The organism is Pseudomonas sp. EA_65y_Pfl1_P113 (genome assembly GCF_963970525.1).
In the GTDB taxonomy this organism is placed as follows: Bacteria; Pseudomonadota; Gammaproteobacteria; order Pseudomonadales; family Pseudomonadaceae; genus Aquipseudomonas; species Aquipseudomonas tritici.
This window is the reverse complement of the sequence record NZ_CAXAQM010000131.1, coordinates 1-836: the sequence shown is the minus strand read 5'-3', so window position 1 is coordinate 836 and position 836 is coordinate 1. Positions and strand designations below refer to the sequence as shown.

Annotated in this window: 1 protein-coding gene; it reads left to right on the top strand. The window is 65.9% G+C overall.

The window, feature by feature from the left end:
• Positions 1 to 750: SDR family oxidoreductase (locus AACY52_RS28670; protein ID WP_339561119.1), on the top strand; the 750-nt coding region annotated here is incomplete at its 5' end.
• Positions 751 to 836 lie beyond the last annotated feature (86 nt).

Here is an 836-nt window from a genome sequence, read left to right as displayed (position 1 = left end):
ACCGGCACGCGCGCGATTTACCCGAGCCTTGTCGGCAAGCGGGTGCTGGTGACGGGCGGCGCGAGCGGCATTGGCGCATGCTTGGTCCAGGCCTTTGCCGAGCAACAGGCGCACGTTGCCTTTATCGATGTCGACAAGGCTGCGGGCGGGGACATTGCCGAGCGCTTTGCCCCGGGTCGCTTCCATTTGTGTGGCCTGCGCGATCCGGCGGCGTTGGGTGCGGCGATCGCGGCGATTGTCGAGGATCTTGGCGGCATCGACATTCTCATCAACAATGCCGCGAGCGACGATCGCCATAGCGTTGACGAAGTGACCCCCGCTTATTGGGACGAGCGAATGGCGACCAATTTGCGCCATCTGTTCTTCGCGGCACAAGCCGTGGTGCCGGGGATGCGCGCGGCGGGCGGCGGTGTGATCATCAATTTCGGGTCGATCAGCTGGCATTTGGGGCTGCCCGATCTCGTGCTGTATCAGACCGCCAAGGCCGCGATCGAAGGCATGACGCGCGGTCTCGCGCGTGATCTCGGGCGCGACGGCATCCGCGTCACCACGATCGTGCCCGGCAATGTGCAGACGCCGCGCCAGCAGCGCTGGTATACACCCGAAGGCGAAGCCGAGATCGTCGCGGCGCAATGCCTGTCGGGGCGGATCCAGCCGGTCGACGTCGCTGCGCTTGCCTTGTTCCTGGCCTCGGACGATGCGCATATGTGCACGGGCCACGATTATTTCGTGGACGCGGGCTGGCGCTGATGGCGAGCGCACCCGTCTCGATCGCGCCGCTCGGCGCAACGCTCGGCGAAGGGCCGATGTGGGACGTCGCCACGCAGACATTGTGG